The following is an 18,767-nucleotide window of genomic DNA, read 5'->3' as shown; positions in this document are numbered from 1 at the left end:
GGGATGTGTGATGAATCTTATACAATATTTCTTTAGCCTAGAAACACAGCGAAAGCGATTATTAATTAAAGCGCCGGAAGGGGCGCTGAAGCAATATTTGAGTGTCCCAATTATCGATCTTGATAAGCCTATCATGCACAGTGATATTTTAGCTGTCGATTTTGAAACCACGGGGTTAAATGCAAAGCACGATGATATTTTGAGTATTGGTTATGTTGAATTATCTGGAAACCAAATTAGGTTGGGTAGTTGTTATCATCAAATTGTTGCTGCGCATTGTGAACTCGAAGCGGAGAATGTCATGATACATACCATTACAGACCAAGAAAAAGCCAGTGGGCGGCCATTAGCAAGTGTGGTCGAAGACTTATTAACCGCATTGGCCGGAAAAACAATGTTGGTTCATTATGCTCAAATTGAAAAAACATTTCTCGAACAAGCCTGTATAAAGCTTTATGGGATGGCACCTGTTTTTCCGATCATCGACACGCTAGCATTAGCCAAGAAACGACATGATAGATGCAGTCAAACTTATGCGTCATCTACTCTACATCTCAGTAATTTACGTGATGAATATGGTCTACCACACTATCCTGCACACAACGCATTGAACGATGCGATTGCCACCGCAGAACTATTTATGGCAAAAATGCAATATTCAGAGCTCAAAGGAAATACCCAGCTTAAATCTTTGATCTCAACAGCTTTTAGTTAGTTATGTCGTGTACCTCGAACTGAGCAAGTTAAGTTCGTCACAGTTTGATTACAGGGTGTCATGTATAGTGGAGGTTAATTATTTGTAGCAACACATGGATGAATATGCACGTAATGCCAGAAAAAATCATCATTGCTGACGATCACCCTCTATTTCGTCAAGCATTATTGATTGCATTAAAAGAGCAATTTAAAACGACACATTGGCTGGAAGCTGAAACTGTCGAAAGTATTAGTGAGTGCCTTGTCGCTAACGCAGATGCTGATTTATTATTGCTGGACCTAAACATACCTGGTGCACATGGATTCGATCATTTAATCCGTATCAGAAAACAATATCCGAATATTCCTGTGGTTGTTATTTCTGCTTACAGTGATGAAACTATCATAAGTAAAGCAATGCAGCATGGTGCGTCGGGTTTTGTGCCCAAATCTGAGTCGGTACCAACAATCATTTCAGCTATTAATAAGGTGTTAGCTGGTCAGTTATGGGTTCCTGGATCATATGAAAAAATCAAAGAAGAAACGAATAACACAACAGATGAAGCGATTGCGAGTTTAACTGTTCAAGAGTATCGAATATTACTGATGTTTTCTGAAGGACTCCTTAATAAGCAAATCGGTGATAAGCTTTGTGTTGCTGAAGCCACGGTTAAAGCCCATGCGAGTGCTATTTTCCGTAAGTTGAATGTGCGGAATCGGACACAAGCTGCAATGATGTTGGGTCAGTTGGATGTCGTAGAGTATAGTAATACCTTAAAGGAATAAGTGCATGAATAAACATACCAAAGTGGCAGTACTTGTCGCGCCATTATTAGCTGTATTGGGCTATATAGCATCGGACTATTTCATTGAAAACGATGCGGACAAAACGAAGTTAATCACATTAATACCAGAATCTTCTTGTGAAGTACTTGTTGGTGGGTGTGTGTTGATAAGTGGTAATTTTAAAGTAAACGTGTTTGATAAAGCAGGTTCAACAGTCGTCAATTCGACTTTCCCTCTTGATGAAGCAGTGCTATTTCTAGTGAATGAAGACAATACTGCGACAGCATTCCCCCTATCTCAGGTACAAAGTAATTATTATTGGCAAGCTCAAACACCATTGCGTGAATTAGCCCGTACATCGACAAGTTATAAATTAAGGTTGATCGCCTCAATTAAAGGTGGCGATTACATTAGCGAATTCGAAACCTCGCTTTAGTCGTTTTGTATATATCCAAGTCGTGTCATGTTTTGAATATCTCTTTTGTGGTTTTTAATTTGTCCACGTTGAGTGGCTTGAGTATCGCGCTTTCTCTGTTCTTGAATCAGTTAATTCAGTCGTAGTTCGATAGGTTACAGTTGAGCAGGTTGTCGCTGGGTAGGTTATAGTATGTTCGCAAATTGGCAGTTGATGCTATTAAGTTTTTTTTATATCGCGTTATTATTTTTAATTGCATATTTAGGCGATAAATATCGTCATCTGATCCAAGGAAAACGGCAAGCGTTAATTTATGCTTTTGCTGTTTCTGTTTATTGTACTTCGTGGAGTTTTCTCGGCACTACAGGGCAGGCTGCGAGTAGTGTTTATTCGTACCTGCCTATTTATTTAGGTCCCATATTACTGCTTGTTTTCGCTTGGCCTTTTTTACTGCGGATAATTCAAACAAGTATTACCTTTAATTTAACTTCTATTGCCGACTTACTCGCCGCTCGTTTTGGGAAGTCACATGCATTAGCAATTCTTGTCACACTCGTTTCTCTTTTTGGGACAATGCCCTATATTGCATTGCAAATTAAAGCCATTGTTTATTCATTCCAGCAATTACAAATTCAACAAGACTTTATGCCTTGGCAGCTTGGTCTAGTGACCAGTTGTGTTCTAGCAGGCTTTAGCATGTTGTTTGGTATACGCAGTATTGATGTCACAGAGCGCCATCCCGGTATTATGTTGGCAATTGCGTTTGAAGCATTGGTTAAAATCGCAGCTTTTGCCAGTGTCGGTATTTTCATTTGTTATATCGTGTTTGATTCACCACAAGAAATTTGGCAACAAGCGAGTGTGAATGCTGAATTAGCCAGTGCATTACAATTTCCCGATCTAAGCGCGATGGTCGGTATGCTTATCATTGTCATGGCTGCATTTTTCGTATTACCACGACAGTTTCATATCATGATTGTGGAACTACGCGACGAGCAAGATGCATGGCTAAGTCGTCGTATCTTCCCACTGTATTTACTTGTATTTGCATTTTTCTCTGCACCGCTAGGCCTAGCGGGTTACTTACTACTGGGAAATAGTGTTCCTGTCGATATGTACGTGTTGGTCTTACCTTGGCATCAAGATCAAATATGGCTGACACTATTTGCATTTTTGGGTGCTATTTCAGCTGCAAGCTCAATGGTGATTGTATCTACAATTGCTTTAAGTACTATGCTCAGTAACGAAATAATATTTCCTATTTTGTTTAAGAAAAATAAACATCCGACCCAATACAATGCGTTTAGATTAAAACTTCTTAACATTCGAAAGTTATTAGTCCTGTTTGTGATCCTGTTAAGTTATCTTGTGTTTCTGTTTATACCACCAACCACGTTATCAAGTTTAGGCGTAACAGCATTAGGTGCACTGGCGCAGTTAACGCCAGCATTGTTGGCCGCTTTCTATTGGCGACGTGCGACATTAAAAGGTGTGTTTAGTGGTATCTGTATCGGTTTCTCGTTATGGACAGTGGTTAATTTTTTGCCTCAACTCGGTTTTTATCCTGGGCCACTAGAAGGTACAGTTTTTGCGAGTTCGACGGCGATTAACTTACTGTGCCTCGCAATTAATACCGTCTCTATGATCACTATTTCACTGGTGACTAGGTCGAGTATTCAGGAGCGAATACAAGGCGCATTATTTTTAAAGCGGCAATTACCGGCATCTCTTATCGAAAGTAAGCGTAAAGCCAAATCTAAGCGACAAGCCATATCTGTCGATGAATTGTTATTGTTAACAGCTCAATTTGTTGGTAATGATAAAGCGTCTGCGAGTTTTAAAGCATTTGAACAGATGGCTATCACGTTAGGTCATACAGCAAAGGAAACCGCTGAGCATGCTCTTGAGCATACAGAGAAAGTATTGTCGAGTGTGATGGGTTCTTCGTCTGCGCGGTTGGTCCTTAATTCTGCTTTAGACGGGCATGATTTTGCGTTAGATGAACTTGCTACCTTAGTGGGGAATGCATCCAGTCATCGACAAGAGTTTAGTCAAAATTTGCTGAAAAGTGCGATAGAAAATACCAGAGAGGGGATATCAATTATTAATGATGAGCTCGAACTCGTTGCTTGGAATAAACAGTATGCGATGTTGTTTAATTATCCTGATGATATCCTTTATGTTGGTTGTCCGGTCGAGTCATTAATACGCTTTAACGCCGAGCGTGGTCTGTGTGGTTCGGGTGATACTGAAAAGCATGTTCAAAAACGCCTCGATTTTCTGCGTTTAAGGCTGTCCCATCGCTCTGAACGTTTACGTGAAGATGGCAAAGTGATTCGTATTGAAGGCAATCCATTACCGGACGGTGGTTTTTTAATGGTTTTTTCAGACATTACGGCATTTAGGCAAGCAGAACAGGTATTAAAAGAAGCCAATCAAGATCTAGAAACACGAGTTGCAGAGCGAACTCAAAAACTCGAAAGGGCAAATAAAGAACTGGCGAAAGCGAGAGTGGTTGCAGACGAGGCGCTGAGTAAGAAAAGCTATTATTTACAAGTGTGTAGTCATGACTTATTGCAACCGCTTGAAGCAGCACGTTTGTTTACATCGGCTCTCGCTAGTCAGTCTACGCTAAATGAAAATCAGCAGCGGCAAGTGAGTAGTATTGATTTGTCGTTAAGAGTTGCTAACGAAATGATTGTTAATTTAGCTGAAGTTGCACGAATAGAGAGTGGCAGCATTAAACCCCATATCGAAACATTTGCGTTAAATGATCTATTTAGTCAACTTGCGAGCGAATTTTCCGCGGCAGCGAAACAACATGGCGTTACCTTTACTATTATGCCGACAAAGCATTGGGTAAATACCGATAAACACTTGCTACGTCGCATTTTACAAAATTTAATTGGTAACGCATTTCGATATGCGAGCCCTGGGCGTGTATTGCTCGGTTGTCGTCGAAAAAGTGACCAGTTGAGTGTTCAATTATTAGATAACGGTCCGGGAATTGCTGCAAAAGATCAAGAACGCGTTTTCGAACAGTTTAGCCAATTAAAGGCCAATAATGGTTCGAATGATGGGTTAGGGCTAGGACTGAGTATTTGTACTAGTTTGTCAGTATTATTACAGCATCAGTTGACGCTTGATTCAGTAGAAGGCAGGGGATGTCGGTTTAGCTTACAACTTTGTGAGGCAACAGCGTTACAACAAGACAACCCCACGCCGGTTATTGTGCCAACGGACCTGACGGGAACCGCTGTGTTATGTATAGATAACAACCCTGCTATTTTAGAAGGCATGCTAGAGCTCATGAGCAGTTGGGATTGTGAAGTTTATGGCGCCAGTTCAATTGGGAGTGCGATGACGTTATTTAAACAATGTGATTTTGATATCTTGTTGGTCGATTATCAATTAGATAATGATGAGGATGGACTAACATTAATCTCAGCGTTAAGAGAAATAAACCCTGCGATACCCGCTATTCTTATCACGGCGACAACGGAGGTTGGGATTGCAGATAAAGCAGCGGCGGCTAAAGTTGGTTTATTACGTAAGTTAGTTAAACCTGCATCACTGAGGGCGATGATGAGCGCACAATTAACGGAAACATTGCAAACACAGTTTATTCGTCAGTAGTTATGCGGTTTGTTTTGCTGGTTCTATATTGTCTACGCTCTTTCAGATAGATATTAAAAAAGGCTTCTGACATAAATCAGAAGCCTTTTTGTTTATTAAGATTAGTCACTAACGTTAAGACTAATCTCTATCGTCAATTTTTTTAAATGGACGGTGCGCTTCACCAGTATATAACTGACGAGGACGACCAATTTTCTGTCCAGGTTGACTTAACATTTCGTTCCAGTGAGCAATCCAACCTACGGTACGGCCTAATGCAAAAATAACCGTAAACATAGAAACAGGGATGCCAATAGCACGTAATGTAATACCTGAATAGAAATCTACATTTGGATAGAGTTTCTTTTCAATGAAGTAAGGGTCTTCAAGCGCAATACGCTCAAGTTCCATCGCTACATCTAATAGAGGATCATTAATGTTTAGCTCTTTTAGCACTTCGTGACAGCTCTTACGCATTACGGTAGCACGTGGATCTTTATTCTTGTAAACACGATGACCAAAGCCCATTAGACGGAACGGGTCTTCTTTGTCTTTCGCTCGAGCGATAAACTCAGGAATACGTTCAACAGTACCAATCTCTTCAAGCATTGTTAGACACGCTTCATTCGCACCACCGTGAGCAGGGCCCCATAGTGACGCAATACCTGCTGCGATACATGCAAATGGGTTAGCACCTGACGAACCAGCAAGTCGAACCGTTGATGTAGAAGCATTTTGCTCATGATCAGCATGTAGCGTAAAGATACGGTCCATTGCTTTTTCTACAACAGGATTAACCGTATATTCTTCACACGGAACAGAGAACATCATTTTAAGGAAGTTACCTGCGTATGAAAGGCTATTGTCTGGATATACAAAAGGTTGCCCAATTGAATATTTGTAACACATTGCAGCAATTGTCGGCATTTTAGATAATAAACGGAATGCTGAAATTTCTCGGTGACGTTGATTGGTCACATCTAGCGAATCATGATAAAAGGCTGCAAGTGCGCCTGAAACACCACAAAGGATCGCCATTGGATGAGAGTCACGGCGGAAACCTTTGAAGAAAGATGCAAATTGCTCATGCACCATGGTGTGTTTATGTACTGTCGCTTTGAATTGTTCATATTGTTCTTTTGTTGGTGCATCACCGTAAAGAATAATATAACAAACTTCTAAATAATCTGCATTAAATGCTAAGTCATCAATAGCGTAACCACGATGTAGTAAGATACCTTCTACACCATCAATATAAGTGATTTTTGACTCACATGATGACGTTGCCATAAAACCTGGATCATGGGTGAAATATCCTTTACTACCTAGGGTACGAATGTCGATAACATCGTGACCAGCTGTACCAGATAAAATTGGAAGTTCAACTGGCTCTTGACCGGGTAGGTTTAACGTGGCTTTTTGATTAGCCATAGCACGTCTCCTTTGCTTATTTATAATTAGATTTCTTCATGAAATTCGAAGCTAAAGCTACCTTTATTAATTACCAATGTCAATTTTGTTACAAAATAATCAAATAAAAAACACTAAAAGGTTAACCGATGTTTCAATTTTAATGTAAATGTTGCTATAAGGTCTTTTATAATTGTAAATAAATTGTGATGTAGGTATACTTATTCGCGGATCAAGAGTCCTTCTTTTAATTTTGTTCATGATATGTAAGTGCTTATAATCATTATTTTATTTACGCTTTGAACAAGAAATAAACAAGGGCTTTCATTTGAAAAGGAATTTGTTATGAAAATAATAAAATTCTGTGATCCACATCAATATAATAATAATTATGCTCAATGGAGCTGAGTGAGCGATATCGTGAAAAAGCAAAGACCTGTAAATTTAGATCTGCAGACTATAAGCATGCCAATCGCAGCAATCGCATCTATCCTACACCGAATCTCCGGTGTAATAATGTTGTTTGCAGTGGGTATTCTTTTATGGTTACTGACAGAATCACTATCTTCTGAACAAGGTTTCCAAAATGCACAAGAAATTGTGTCTGGTTTCTTTGGTACATTCATTCTTTGGGGAATCCTAACCGCACTTGCATATCATATTGCTGGTGGTATCCGTCATTTATTGATGGATATGGGGTATTTTGAAGAGCTTGAATCGGGTGCATTAAGTGCGAAAGTATCTTTTGTTGCAACCGTTGTTTTATCAATCCTAGCGGGGATAATGGTATGGTAACTAACGCAGCAAGTTATGGCCGCAGTGGTACTCATGATTTTATCATGATCCGTGCAACCGCCATCATCATGGCATTATATACATTTTATTTTGTTGGTTTCGTTGCATTTAATGATCTTACTTATCAAGTATGGTCTGATTTTTTTGCAAGTACTGGCAATAAAGTATTCACTCTTCTTACCCTTATCGCTATCGTCATCCATGCATGGATTGGTGTATGGCAGGTATTAACTGACTATGTTAAATCAACAGGTTTACGTGGTGCATTACAGTTTATTCTAACAACCACTGCATTTATTTATGCGCTTGTTGGTTTTGTTGTTCTTTGGGGGTTATAAGTGAGTATTCCAGTTCGCGAATTTGACGCAGTAGTTATTGGTGCCGGTGGTGCTGGTATGCGTGCTGCGCTATCAATATCTAAATCAGGTAAAAGTTGTGCACTTTTATCTAAAGTTTTTCCAACTCGTTCACATACCGTATCTGCTCAAGGTGGTATTACCGTTGCATTAGGTAATTCACATGAAGATGATTGGACATGGCACATGTACGATACTGTTAAAGGTTCTGATTATATCGGTGACCAAGACGCTATCGAATTTATGTGTAAAACGGGTCCTGAAGCAATTTTAGAACTTGAGCACATGGGTCTGCCATTCTCTCGTTTTGAAGATGGTACTATTTACCAACGTCCATTCGGTGGTCAGTCTCTTGCATACGGTGGCGCACAGGCGGCTCGTACAGCTGCAGCAGCCGATCGTACCGGTCATGCGTTATTACATTTGTTATATCAGCAAAATATTAAAAACGAAACCAAAGTATTTTCGGAATGGTATGCATTAGACCTCGTTAAAAATGACGAAGGTATTATCACTGGTTGTACTGCAATTGATATTGAAACTGGCGAAATTTGCTACTTCAAAACAAAAGCAACGGTATTTGCAACGGGTGGTGCTGGTCGTATCTATTCTTCTACAACGAATGCACACATTAATACTGGTGACGGTGTTGGTATGGCTATTCGTGCTGGTATTCCAGTACAAGACATGGAAATGTGGCAGTTCCACCCGACGGGTATTGCTGGCGCAGGTGTGCTTGTAACTGAAGGTTGTCGTGGTGAAGGTGGTTACCTTCTAAATAAAGACGGTGAACGTTTCATGGAACGTTATGCGCCAAACGCGAAAGATCTTGCGAGTCGAGACGTTGTTGCTCGTTCAATGATGACTGAAATTCGTGAAGGTCGTGCGTGTGATGGTCCTTGGGGTCCGCATCTAAAACTTAAACTTGATCACTTAGGTGAAGACGTACTTGAATCTCGTTTACCTGGTATTTGTGAGTTATCACGTACATTTGCTCACGTAGATCCAGTTAAAGAACCAATCCCAGTAATACCAACTTGTCACTATATGATGGGTGGTTTACCTGCAAATATTAACGGTGAAGTATTAACGCGCAAAGAAGATGGCAGCATGGAAGTTGTTGCAGGTCTATTTGCAGTTGGTGAAATCGCTTGCGTATCTGTGCATGGTGCTAATCGCTTAGGTGGTAACTCACTGCTTGATCTGGTTGTATTTGGTCGTGCTGCAGGTAACTATTTAGGTAAAGTACTTGATACAATTCCAGAGCCACAAGAAGCGACAGACGCTAACATTGATGCATCTCTTGAGCGTTTAAATCGCTGGGAAAGTAACAAAGACGGTGAGGACCCTGTTCAGATCCGTAAAGATCTACAGCAATGTATGCAACTTAACTTCTCAGTATTCCGTGAAGGTGAGTCAATGGCCGAAGGTCTTGAGCAACTTAGAGCCATTCGTAAGCGTTTAGATAATGCACGCTTAGATGACAACTCAACAGAGTTCAATACCCAGCGTATCGAATGTCTAGAGCTTGATAATCTGATGGAAACGGCATTTGCAACCGCTCATGCGGCTAATTTCCGTAAAGAAAGCCGTGGCGCGCACAGTCGTTTTGATTATCCAGATCGTGATGATGAGAATTGGTTATGCCATTCACTGTACTTACCTGAAACTGAAGAAATGGCAACACGTGAAGTGAATCTTTCACCGAATTTGTTAACTGATGAACAGTTGAAGCACTTTGTGCCTAAACCACGCGTTTACTAAACATAAGGGATCAAGATGCAAGTTAAATTTTCAATTTACCGCTATAACCCTGATGTTGATAGCAAGCCTAAAATGCAAGAAACGAGCCTTGAAATTCCTGAAGGTTCAGACATGATGGTGCTTGATGCTCTTATCTTGTTAAAAGAAAAAGATGCGACATTAGCTTTCCGTCGTTCTTGCCGTGAAGGTGTATGTGGATCTGATGGTGTTAACATGAATGGCAAAAACGGCCTCGCATGTATCACACCATTGTCTGATCTAAATATGAACAAAACGATTGTAATTCGACCGTTACCTGGTTTGCCAGTGGTCCGAGATCTCGTGATTGATATGACGCAGTTCTATGACAACTACGCACGTATCAAACCGTTCTTGATTACAGACGACAGTGCTATTCCACCTGCTCGCGAACACCTTCAGTCTCCTGAAGAACGTGAGAAGTTAGATGGCCTGTATGAGTGTATCTTATGTGCATGTTGTTCAACGTCATGCCCATCATTCTGGTGGAACCCTGACAAGTTCATTGGTCCTGCAGGTTTATTAGCGGCTTACCGCTTTTTGATCGACAGTCGAGACTCTGCAACTGAACAACGTTTATCAGAATTAGACGATGCGTTTAGTGTATTCCGTTGTCACGGTATTATGAACTGTGTAAACGTGTGTCCTAAAGGTCTAAATCCTACAAAAGCAATCGGTAATATTAAATCTATGTTACTACAACGTGCGGTGTAGCAATGTTTTTTGTTAGCTTTTAGTTACAATGGTCATTCCGTTGGGAATGGCCAAGTAATTTAAAATCTTTGCTACCATCTCTGGCGCGATGGACATTTAAAGTGAAAAGGGCAGAGAATGCAGAATAACGTCATGAAAGCCTGGTTAGAATCCTCTCATCTAGCCGGTGCGAACCAGACATATATTGAAGATCTATATGAGCAATTTTTGGCAGATCCAGATTCAGTTGGCGAAGAATGGCAAACTGTATTTTTAGAGCTACCTAAAGTTGATAATACCAAAGAAGTTCCACATGGTCCTGTAAAGGATTATTTCATTCGCCTTGCGAAAGATACCTCTCGTTATGCTGCTCAAGTAAGCGACCCACATAATGATGCGAAACAGGTTAAAGTATTACAGTTAATCAATGCTTTCCGTTTTCGAGGTCATCAACATGCTAACTTGGATCCATTAGGCCTATGGACACGTGATCGTGTACAAGATCTAGATCCGGAATATCACAATCTTTCAGATGCTGATTTTGATGCCAGTTTTAATGTTGGTTCATATGCAATCGGCCAAGAAAGCATGAAACTCAGTGCGCTTTATGCTTCGTTACAAAAAACCTATTGTGGTTCAATTGCAGCTGAGTATATGCATATTGTTTCTACTGAAGAAAAACGTTGGATCCAAAGCCGTTTAGAATCAGTTGAAAGCACGCCTGAGTTTGAAAAAGAAGATAAATTACGATTTTTAGATAACTTAACCGCGGCTGAAGGTCTCGAAAAATACCTTGGTGCTAAGTTCCCTGGTGCAAAACGTTTCTCGCTTGAGGGCGGTGATGCACTGATTCCAATGATGAAAGAATTAATTCGTCGTAGTGGTGAACAAGGTATCAAAGAAGCAGTTATTGGTATGGCGCATCGCGGCAGACTGAATATGCTGGTGAATGTACTTGGTAAAAAACCAAACGACCTGTTTGATGAGTTTGCTGGTAAACACGGTGATGCATGGGGTGCGGGTGATGTTAAATATCATCAGGGCTTCAGTTCTGATTTCAGTACGCCAGGCGGTAATGTACATTTAGCACTTGCTTTTAATCCATCGCATTTAGAAATTGTTAACCCAGTAGTAATGGGCTCTGTTCGTGCACGTCAAGAACGTTATAGTAGCACTAACGGTGATGATGTACTGGCAATTACAATTCATGGTGATTCTGCAATTACTGGTCAAGGTGTTGTTGCTGAGACATTTAATATGTCACAAACACGTGCTTATGGCATTGGTGGTACCATTCGAATTGTTGTTAATAACCAAGTTGGTTTTACAACATCAAACCCGAAAGATATGCGTTCTACAGAATACTGTACGGATATCGCAAAAATGGTTCAGGCCCCTATCTTCCATGTTAATGCAGATGACCCTGAAGCTGTCGTATTGGTAACACAAATCGCACTTGATTTCCGTAATACATTTAAGCGTGATGTTGTGATTGATTTAGTTTGTTATCGTCGCCATGGCCATAATGAAGCTGATGAACCAAGTGCAACACAGCCATTAATGTATAAGAAAATCAAAAAACACCCAACGCCACGTAAAATATATGCAGATCAACTTGTAAATGAAGGCGTTATTGATGCTGCTGAAGCAACTGGCTATATTAACGAATATCGTGATCAACTTGATCATGGTGAATGTGTTGTTAAAGAATGGCGCCCAATGCAACAGCACTCAGTTGATTGGAACCCATACTTAAAACACGAATGGGATATGCCTTATCAGTCACAAGTGCCCCAAGATAAATTATCTGACCTTGCATTGAAAATGACGGCTGTACCAGAAGGGCACAAGATCCAATCTCGTGTTCAAAAGATCTATTCAGACCGTATTTTAATGGCAAAAGGCGAGAAACCATGTGATTGGGGTTTTGCTGAAACGCTTGCATATGCAACATTACTTGACGACAACTACAAAGTTCGTCTCACTGGACAAGATGTTGGTCGTGGTACTTTCTTCCATCGCCATGCAGTTGTACACAATCAAGATGACGCAAGTACCTACACACCATTAGCTAATTTAAAACCTGAACAAGGTGAGCTAACTATTCACGATTCAGTATTGTCTGAAGCCGCGGTATTAGCGTTTGAATATGGTTATGCGACGACTGAACCAAGTGGTTTAACTATTTGGGAAGCACAGTTTGGTGATTTCGCCAATGGCGCACAAGTTGTATTTGATCAATTCCTTTCTTCTGGTGAACAGAAGTGGGGTCGTATGTGTGGCTTAACAGTATTGTTACCACATGGCTATGAAGGGCAAGGTCCTGAGCATTCATCTGCACGTTTAGAACGTTATATGCAAATGTGTGCTGAGCATAACTGGCAAGTGTGTGTACCTAGTACACCTGCGCAGGTGTATCATATGCTGCGTCGTCAAACAGTACGCCCTATGCGTCGTCCATTGATCGTCATGACACCTAAATCATTATTACGTCACCCACTCGCTATTTCTAGTTTATCTGAATTAGCAGAAGGCACGTTCCAAAATGTAATCGGTGAAATTGATACACTTGACTCAACGCAAGTTAAACGTGTTGTGATGTGTAGCGGTAAAGTGTATTTCGATTTACTGGAAACGCGCCGTAAATCGGGTCAGACGGATGTTGCTATTGTACGTATTGAGCAGCTTTATCCTTTCCCACATGCGGAAATTGCAGCTGTATTTGCAGAGTATCAACACGTAGAGCAGTTTGTTTGGTGTCAAGAAGAACCGCAGAATCAGGGTGCTTGGTATTCGAGTCAGCATAATTTCTGGGGCGCAATCCCGCAAGGGGCGAAATTAAGTTACGCAGGACGTGCTGCATCAGCATCACCAGCAGTCGGTTATATGTCTGTACATACAAAACAGCAGCTAGCACTTATTGAAGATGCTTTAACTGTTGCGCAGAAATAGTTTATTAAAGGAATTATGAAAATGACAATTGAAATCGTGGTACCTGTACTACCTGAATCAGTAGCTGACGCAGCAGTAGCAACATGGCACAAACGCCCTGGCGATGCTGTTGAGCGTGACGACATAATAGTAGAAATTGAAACTGATAAAGTTATTTTAGAAGTTCCAGCAGTTGAATCTGGTGTTCTTGTTGAAATTCTAGAAGAAGAAGGCGCGACGGTTCTTGGCCAGCAAGTTATTGGTCGATTGAAAGTTGGCGCTGTCGCTGGTGAAGAAACAAAAGATAAACCTGCTGCAGCAAGCGAAGAATCAGTAGACGCAAGTCCAGCTGTTCGTCGTCTTATTGCTGAGAAAGGTTTAGATGCTTCTAAGATTACGGGTACAGGCAAAAATGGCCTAATCATAAAAGAAGATGTTGAAAAAGCATTAGCTGCTCCAGCTGTAGCTCCAGTGGCAAAAGCCGCTGCGCCAGCACCTGTTGTTAGTGCTCCAGTTGAATTACAAGCTGGTCGTAGTGAAAAACGTGTGCCTATGACGCGTTTACGTAAGCGTATTGCAGAACGTCTACTTGAAGCTAAAAACTCAACTGCAATGCTTACTACGTTTAACGAAATCAACATGAAACCAATCATGAATATTCGTAAACAATATAAAGACGTATTTGAAGAGCGCCATGGCATTCGTTTAGGTTTTATGTCTTTCTACGTGAAAGCGGTTGTTGAAGCGTTAAAACGTTACCCAGAAGTGAATGCATCACTTGATGGTACTGATATTGTTTATCATAACTACTTTGATATAAGTATCGCTATTTCAACGCCTCGTGGTCTAGTAACGCCAGTACTACGTGATTGTGACACGATGAGCCTTGCTGATATCGAGAAGAATATTCGTCAATTAGCGCTAAAAGGTCGTGATGGCAAACTGTCAATTGAAGATCTGACTGGCGGTAACTTCACTGTAACTAACGGTGGTGTATTTGGTTCATTAATGTCAACGCCAATCATCAACCCGCCACAAAGCGCAATTTTGGGTATGCATAAAATCCAAGACCGTCCAATGGCTGTTGATGGTAACGTTGTTATCCTACCTATGATGTACCTTGCTCTTTCTTACGATCACCGTATCGTTGATGGTAAAGAGTCAGTTGGTTTCTTAGTAACAATCAAAGAATTATTAGAAGATCCAACTCGTCTTCTTTTAGATGTGTAATATTTAGTTTAATTATTTAGTTGCTTACGCCTTATCTTAAGGCGTAAGTTCTCGGGACAAGCCCTAGTGGCTATTAACATGGATATACGAGCATGAATCTGCATGAGTACCAGGCAAAACAACTTTTTGCTGAATATGGTTTGCCAGTTCCTGAAGGTTACGCAACAAACGTACCTCATGAAGCGGCAGCTTTCGCTGACAAAATTGGTGGCGATAAATGGGTTGTTAAGTGTCAAGTACACGCCGGTGGGCGTGGTAAAGCAGGTGGTGTTAAGCTTGTAACTTCTAAAGAAGAAATTACAGCATTCGCTGAGCATTGGTTAGGTAAAAATTTAGTTACTTATCAAACTGATGCGAAAGGCCAACCAGTTTCACAAATTCTTGTTGAAGCTGCGGGTGATATCGCTAATGAACTTTACCTTGGTGCTGTTATCGACCGTGGTTCACGTAAAGTTGTATTTATGGCATCAACTGAAGGTGGCGTTGATATTGAGACTGTTGCTGAACAAACTCCTGAGTTAATTCACAAAGCAACGATTGATCCGCTTGTTGGTGCACAACCTTTCCAAGCGCGTGAACTTGCATTCAAACTTGGCTTACAAGGCGCTCAAATCAAACAGTTTACACAGATCTTTATGGGTCTAGCTAAAATGTTTACTGATTCTGATATGGCACTACTTGAAATCAACCCACTTATTGTTACTAGTGCCGGTGATCTTGTTTGTTTAGATGGTAAAATTACTATCGATTCAAATGCACTTTATCGCCAACCTAAACTACGTACAATGCAAGATATTACTCAAGAAGACGCACGTGAAGCTCACGCTGCTAAATTTGAGTTAAACTATGTTGCATTAGACGGTAGTATCGGTTGCATGGTAAACGGCGCAGGTCTAGCAATGGGCACCATGGATATTGTTAACATCCATGGCGGCAAACCAGCTAACTTCCTTGATGTTGGCGGCGGCGCAACAAAAGAACGTGTTGCTGAAGCATTTAAAATCATTCTTTCTGATGACAATGTTAAAGCCGTATTGGTAAATATCTTTGGTGGTATTGTTCGTTGTGACATGATCGCTGAAGGTATTATCGGTGCAGTACAAGAAGTTGGTGTACAAGTGCCAGTTGTAGTACGTCTTGAAGGTAACAATGCAGAATTAGGCCGTGAAGTTTTAGCTAAATCTGACTTAAATATTATTGCAGCATCTAGCCTAACGGATGCAGCGCAACAAGTTGTTGCAGCAGCGGAGGGCAAATAAATGAGCATTTTAATTAATAAAGATACGAAAGTGATCTGTCAAGGTTTCACGGGTGGTCAAGGTACTTTCCACTCAGAGCAAGCTGTTGATTACGGAACTCAAATGGTTGGTGGTGTTTCTCCTGGTAAAGGTGGCACGACACATTTAGGTTTACCTGTATTTAACACAGTACGTGATGCAGTAGAAACAACAGGCGCAACAGCGTCTGTTATTTATGTACCTGCTCCGTTCTGTAAAGATGCGATTCTAGAAGCAATTGATGCTGGTATCGAACTTATCGTTTGTATCACAGAAGGTATTCCGACTGTTGATATGATCGAAGTTAAAGTTAAACTTGATCAACAAAATGTGCGTATGATCGGTCCTAACTGTCCAGGTGTTATCACTCCAGGTGAATGTAAGATTGGTATTATGCCTGGTCACATTCACAAGCCGGGTAAAATTGGTATTGTTTCACGCTCTGGTACGCTTACGTACGAAGCAGTAAAACAAACAACTGATGAAGGTTACGGTCAATCAACATGTGTTGGTATCGGTGGTGATCCGATCCCTGGTACAAACTTTATTGACGTACTTGAATTATTCGAAAATGACCCACAAACTGAAGCAATCGTTATGATTGGTGAAATCGGTGGTACGGCAGAAGAAGAAGCAGCAGCTTATATAAAAGCTAATGTAACTAAACCTGTCGTTTCTTACATTGCAGGCGTTACAGCGCCAGCAGGTAAGCGTATGGGTCATGCTGGCGCAATTATCGCTGGCGGTAAAGGCACTGCAGACGAGAAATTTGCAGCACTGGAAGATGCGGGTGTATCAACTGTCCGTTCACTTGCCGATATTGGTTCTGCTTTACGTGCTAAATTAGGTTAATACCTGTTTTGTTTAAAATAAAGCCACCTTCGGGCGACTTACTACAAGTCGCTCTAAGGTGGTTTTTCTATTTAAAACATAGGTTTAACTGTTTGTATTGATACTGCGATATGTATCATATACTACGAGTTTGGTCACAATGTGGACATTGGGTTTAGCTTCATCGCTTCATTCAAATAATCCGGAGCAAGGTGAGCATAAGTCATTGTTTGCATAATCGTTGAATGACCTAGGATTTTTTGCAACGTTAAAATATTGCCCCCGTTCATCATAAAATGACTCGCAAAAGTATGTCTTAAAACATGCGTTGCCTGACCTTTAGGTAAATCAAAGCCCTGCGCTTTCAGCACATCATAAAACTCCATGTATGAACCATTAAACAACCGACCTGTTTTCCCATTGTAGATATCATTCATTAATTCTGGCGTTATAGGTACAGTTCTGTTTTTACCATTTTTGGTATCATTGAACGTAACTCGCCCATGAATAATATCATTTCCCCGTAGTTCTGCTGCTTCACTCCAACGTGCACCCGTAGATAAACACAACTTAGCAATATTAAGTTCATCGCCACCAAGATTATCCAGCAACTGAATGATTTCTTTTTTATTCAAAAAACCCATTTCTGTTGCGCGTATCTTGAGTTTGCCGATCCCTTTTAATGGGTGTTCGTTATGAAACTCACCAGCTTTTATCAATACTGTAAAAACACCACTTAGCCTGACTTGGCTCCTATTGATCGTTGTTGCTTTATTCCCGATAGCCATTTTGTCGGCTCGGAATTGCATAACGCGCTGTTTAGTTACCTGGTCTGCTCTTGGGTGCCCTAAGTCTTTATCAATCGATATCAGGTGTTTTAGCTCTTTTTCAGGGCGCTTTAACTGTTGACCATGGTAGTGATACCAAAGATCAATTAAATCGCGTAACGGTCGCTTGTCTGCTGATTTCTCTACCCAGCCTTTTTGGTTCTGAGTTGATAATAACCAGCGTTCATACTGTTGCGCTTCGCCTTTCGTTTTAAACTTCTTTCTGTATCGTTTACCACTTCGTCCTTGCGGACGACAATCGACCTCATACCCGTTAGGAATAGATTTAATAGACATCTAGTTGTCCTCCCTAGGGTAAAATTGTATTGCTAACGTTTTTATTGTAGTTGAGTCCACCTCCTTTTGATTTAAACGCATGGCTCTTGAGTTGAGAAAACCGGACAAACTTGACCTGAACGTGGCTCAACATTTCCGGTTAATAGCCATATTGTGTATTTTTTTAAACAGTCATGTCGGCTAAATTTCATTAAAAATTGGTAGCATGGTTCGCTTCGTCCAGCAATGTAGTTCGCTGTTGCGGATAGATTAAAACGTAACGCATTAGCGAGTTGTTGATTGCTATATCGCTCTTCTTGAATAATAGCGCGTAATCTCGTATCAAAAGACATCCTGTCACCTTTAATTTGTAGTGAATGAAATTATTCACCCTAAAAGGGTATTATAATTATTTACAAATTAATGAGTTTGAGATACCAATTTAGGAATAGTGATTATATTCCATTAATAAAACGTAGAATTTTAATAACCGCGAACAATTAAAACAAATATACAAACAGCAAACATAACAATCGTCCATAAAATTGCTGGAGCGTTATTTCCATTTTTAGCCTCGGAGGCTAAATAAGCATTGAACTCTTTTTTGCTTTGTTGTCTTCCGTGCTTTGAGCCAAGGTTATGCTGACCAATTGGTGTTAAACCCGTATTTACATATTCCTTAGCTGAACCTAGCGTAGGAACTGGGCCAAAATTAGGCTCACCCTCACTATTTACCACATACCAACTTGAGCCACTTTTTATAATAAAACGCCCGTCTGATACAGAATACTGACCAGCCTGAATCCTTTTAACAGTTACCACACTTACTCCTAACGCCTAGCAACGT

At 40.6% G+C, this 18,767-nt stretch carries 16 protein-coding genes; 12 read left to right on the top strand and 4 right to left on the bottom strand.

Annotated elements, in window-relative coordinates; genetic code table 11:
• Positions 1-10 precede the first annotated feature (10 nt).
• From AKG98_RS06920 to AKG98_RS06905, 4 genes are all read left to right on the top strand, one after another.
• Complete coding sequence (locus AKG98_RS06920) at positions 11-715, top strand: exonuclease domain-containing protein (RefSeq protein WP_067043378.1); 705 nt, start codon at positions 11-13, stop codon at positions 713-715.
• Positions 716-819: 104 nt separating this feature from the next.
• Positions 820-1,482 (top strand): response regulator transcription factor, encoded by a 663-nt coding sequence (locus AKG98_RS06915; protein WP_067043374.1) that lies wholly within the window; start codon positions 820-822, stop codon positions 1,480-1,482.
• Between the two features lie 4 nt (positions 1,483-1,486).
• The gene (locus tag AKG98_RS06910; RefSeq protein ID WP_067043371.1) at positions 1,487-1,918 is read left to right on the top strand and encodes a hypothetical protein; all 432 of its coding nucleotides are present in this window, start codon (positions 1,487-1,489) and stop codon (positions 1,916-1,918) included.
• Positions 1,919-2,089: 171 nt separating this feature from the next.
• Positions 2,090-5,533 carry a PAS-domain containing protein gene (locus tag AKG98_RS06905; RefSeq protein WP_067043368.1) on the top strand — a complete coding sequence of 1,148 codons (3,444 nt, stop codon included), beginning with the start codon at positions 2,090-2,092 and terminating at the stop codon, positions 5,531-5,533.
• 120 nt (positions 5,534-5,653) lie between these two features.
• Here the strand turns inward: AKG98_RS06905 and AKG98_RS06900 are convergent, their stop codons facing one another.
• Entirely contained in the window at positions 5,654-6,943 is a 1,290-nt protein-coding gene (locus tag AKG98_RS06900) for a citrate synthase (RefSeq protein WP_067043366.1), read from the bottom strand.
• Between the two features lie 387 nt (positions 6,944-7,330).
• Between AKG98_RS06900 and sdhC the strand changes: the two genes are divergently transcribed.
• The 8 genes from sdhC (at position 7,331) to sucD (ending at position 16,838) form a co-directional block, all read left to right on the top strand.
• Entirely contained in the window at positions 7,331-7,717 is a 387-nt protein-coding gene (sdhC, locus tag AKG98_RS06895; RefSeq protein WP_067043363.1) for a succinate dehydrogenase cytochrome b556 subunit, read from the top strand.
• Complete coding sequence (gene sdhD, locus AKG98_RS06890; RefSeq protein ID WP_067043360.1) at positions 7,711-8,055, top strand: succinate dehydrogenase, hydrophobic membrane anchor protein; 345 nt, start codon at positions 7,711-7,713, stop codon at positions 8,053-8,055. The genes sdhC and sdhD overlap by 7 nt, the downstream gene beginning before the upstream one ends.
• Positions 8,056-9,837 (top strand): succinate dehydrogenase flavoprotein subunit, encoded by a 1,782-nt coding sequence (gene sdhA / locus AKG98_RS06885; protein ID WP_067043357.1) that lies wholly within the window; start codon positions 8,056-8,058, stop codon positions 9,835-9,837.
• Positions 9,838-9,852: 15 nt separating this feature from the next.
• Positions 9,853-10,569, top strand: coding sequence for a succinate dehydrogenase iron-sulfur subunit (locus AKG98_RS06880; protein ID WP_067043355.1), 717 nt, complete (start codon positions 9,853-9,855; stop codon positions 10,567-10,569).
• A gap of 117 nt (positions 10,570-10,686) precedes the next feature.
• Positions 10,687-13,500 (top strand): 2-oxoglutarate dehydrogenase E1 component, encoded by a 2,814-nt coding sequence (gene sucA / locus AKG98_RS06875; RefSeq protein ID WP_067043352.1) that lies wholly within the window; start codon positions 10,687-10,689, stop codon positions 13,498-13,500.
• 21 nt (positions 13,501-13,521) lie between these two features.
• The gene (gene odhB, locus AKG98_RS06870; RefSeq protein WP_067043349.1) at positions 13,522-14,709 is read left to right on the top strand and encodes a 2-oxoglutarate dehydrogenase complex dihydrolipoyllysine-residue succinyltransferase; all 1,188 of its coding nucleotides are present in this window, start codon (positions 13,522-13,524) and stop codon (positions 14,707-14,709) included.
• Between the two features lie 92 nt (positions 14,710-14,801).
• Positions 14,802-15,968, top strand: a complete 1,167-nt coding sequence (gene sucC / locus AKG98_RS06865; RefSeq protein WP_067043348.1) for an ADP-forming succinate--CoA ligase subunit beta — start codon at positions 14,802-14,804, stop codon at positions 15,966-15,968.
• Entirely contained in the window at positions 15,969-16,838 is an 870-nt protein-coding gene (sucD, locus tag AKG98_RS06860) for a succinate--CoA ligase subunit alpha (RefSeq protein ID WP_067043345.1), read from the top strand.
• Between the two features lie 134 nt (positions 16,839-16,972).
• On the opposite strand, the gene AKG98_RS06855 is transcribed toward sucD, so the two are convergent.
• From AKG98_RS06855 to AKG98_RS06845, 3 genes are all read right to left on the bottom strand, one after another.
• Positions 16,973-17,941 (bottom strand): tyrosine-type recombinase/integrase, encoded by a 969-nt coding sequence (locus AKG98_RS06855; RefSeq protein ID WP_067043342.1) that lies wholly within the window; start codon positions 17,939-17,941, stop codon positions 16,973-16,975.
• A 71-nt stretch (positions 17,942-18,012) separates the two neighbouring features.
• On the bottom strand, positions 18,013-18,273 hold the full coding sequence (locus AKG98_RS06850) for a hypothetical protein (protein WP_067043340.1): 261 nt from the start codon (positions 18,271-18,273) through the stop codon (positions 18,013-18,015).
• Between the two features lie 130 nt (positions 18,274-18,403).
• Complete coding sequence (locus AKG98_RS06845) at positions 18,404-18,742, bottom strand: hypothetical protein (protein WP_198155451.1); 339 nt, start codon at positions 18,740-18,742, stop codon at positions 18,404-18,406.
• Between the last annotated feature and the right edge of the window lie 25 nt (positions 18,743-18,767).

Origin of the sequence: Moritella sp. JT01 (assembly GCF_001574435.1) — a bacterium.
Lineage (GTDB): Bacteria > Pseudomonadota > Gammaproteobacteria > Enterobacterales > Moritellaceae > Moritella.
This window is presented reverse-complemented; position numbering and strand designations above follow the sequence as displayed.

What these genes read in the sequence shown, in the direction of transcription:
- sucC (WP_067043348.1), top strand. Translation starts at nt 14,802, where the DNA reads ATGAATCTGCATGAGTACCAGGCAAAACAACTTTTTGCTGAATATGGT.
- AKG98_RS06855 (WP_067043342.1), bottom strand. Translation starts at nt 17,941, where the DNA reads ATGTCTATTAAATCTATTCCTAACGGGTATGAGGTCGATTGTCGTCCG.
- AKG98_RS06905 (WP_067043368.1), top strand. Translation starts at nt 2,090, where the DNA reads ATGTTCGCAAATTGGCAGTTGATGCTATTAAGTTTTTTTTATATCGCG.
- sucD (WP_067043345.1), top strand. Translation starts at nt 15,969, where the DNA reads ATGAGCATTTTAATTAATAAAGATACGAAAGTGATCTGTCAAGGTTTC.
- sdhD (WP_067043360.1), top strand. Translation starts at nt 7,711, where the DNA reads ATGGTAACTAACGCAGCAAGTTATGGCCGCAGTGGTACTCATGATTTT.
- odhB (WP_067043349.1), top strand. Translation starts at nt 13,522, where the DNA reads ATGACAATTGAAATCGTGGTACCTGTACTACCTGAATCAGTAGCTGAC.
- AKG98_RS06880 (WP_067043355.1), top strand. Translation starts at nt 9,853, where the DNA reads ATGCAAGTTAAATTTTCAATTTACCGCTATAACCCTGATGTTGATAGC.
- AKG98_RS06920 (WP_067043378.1), top strand. Translation starts at nt 11, where the DNA reads ATGAATCTTATACAATATTTCTTTAGCCTAGAAACACAGCGAAAGCGA.
- AKG98_RS06910 (WP_067043371.1), top strand. Translation starts at nt 1,487, where the DNA reads ATGAATAAACATACCAAAGTGGCAGTACTTGTCGCGCCATTATTAGCT.
- AKG98_RS06850 (WP_067043340.1), bottom strand. Translation starts at nt 18,273, where the DNA reads ATGTCTTTTGATACGAGATTACGCGCTATTATTCAAGAAGAGCGATAT.
- AKG98_RS06900 (WP_067043366.1), bottom strand. Translation starts at nt 6,943, where the DNA reads ATGGCTAATCAAAAAGCCACGTTAAACCTACCCGGTCAAGAGCCAGTT.
- AKG98_RS06915 (WP_067043374.1), top strand. Translation starts at nt 820, where the DNA reads ATGCACGTAATGCCAGAAAAAATCATCATTGCTGACGATCACCCTCTA.
- sucA (WP_067043352.1), top strand. Translation starts at nt 10,687, where the DNA reads ATGCAGAATAACGTCATGAAAGCCTGGTTAGAATCCTCTCATCTAGCC.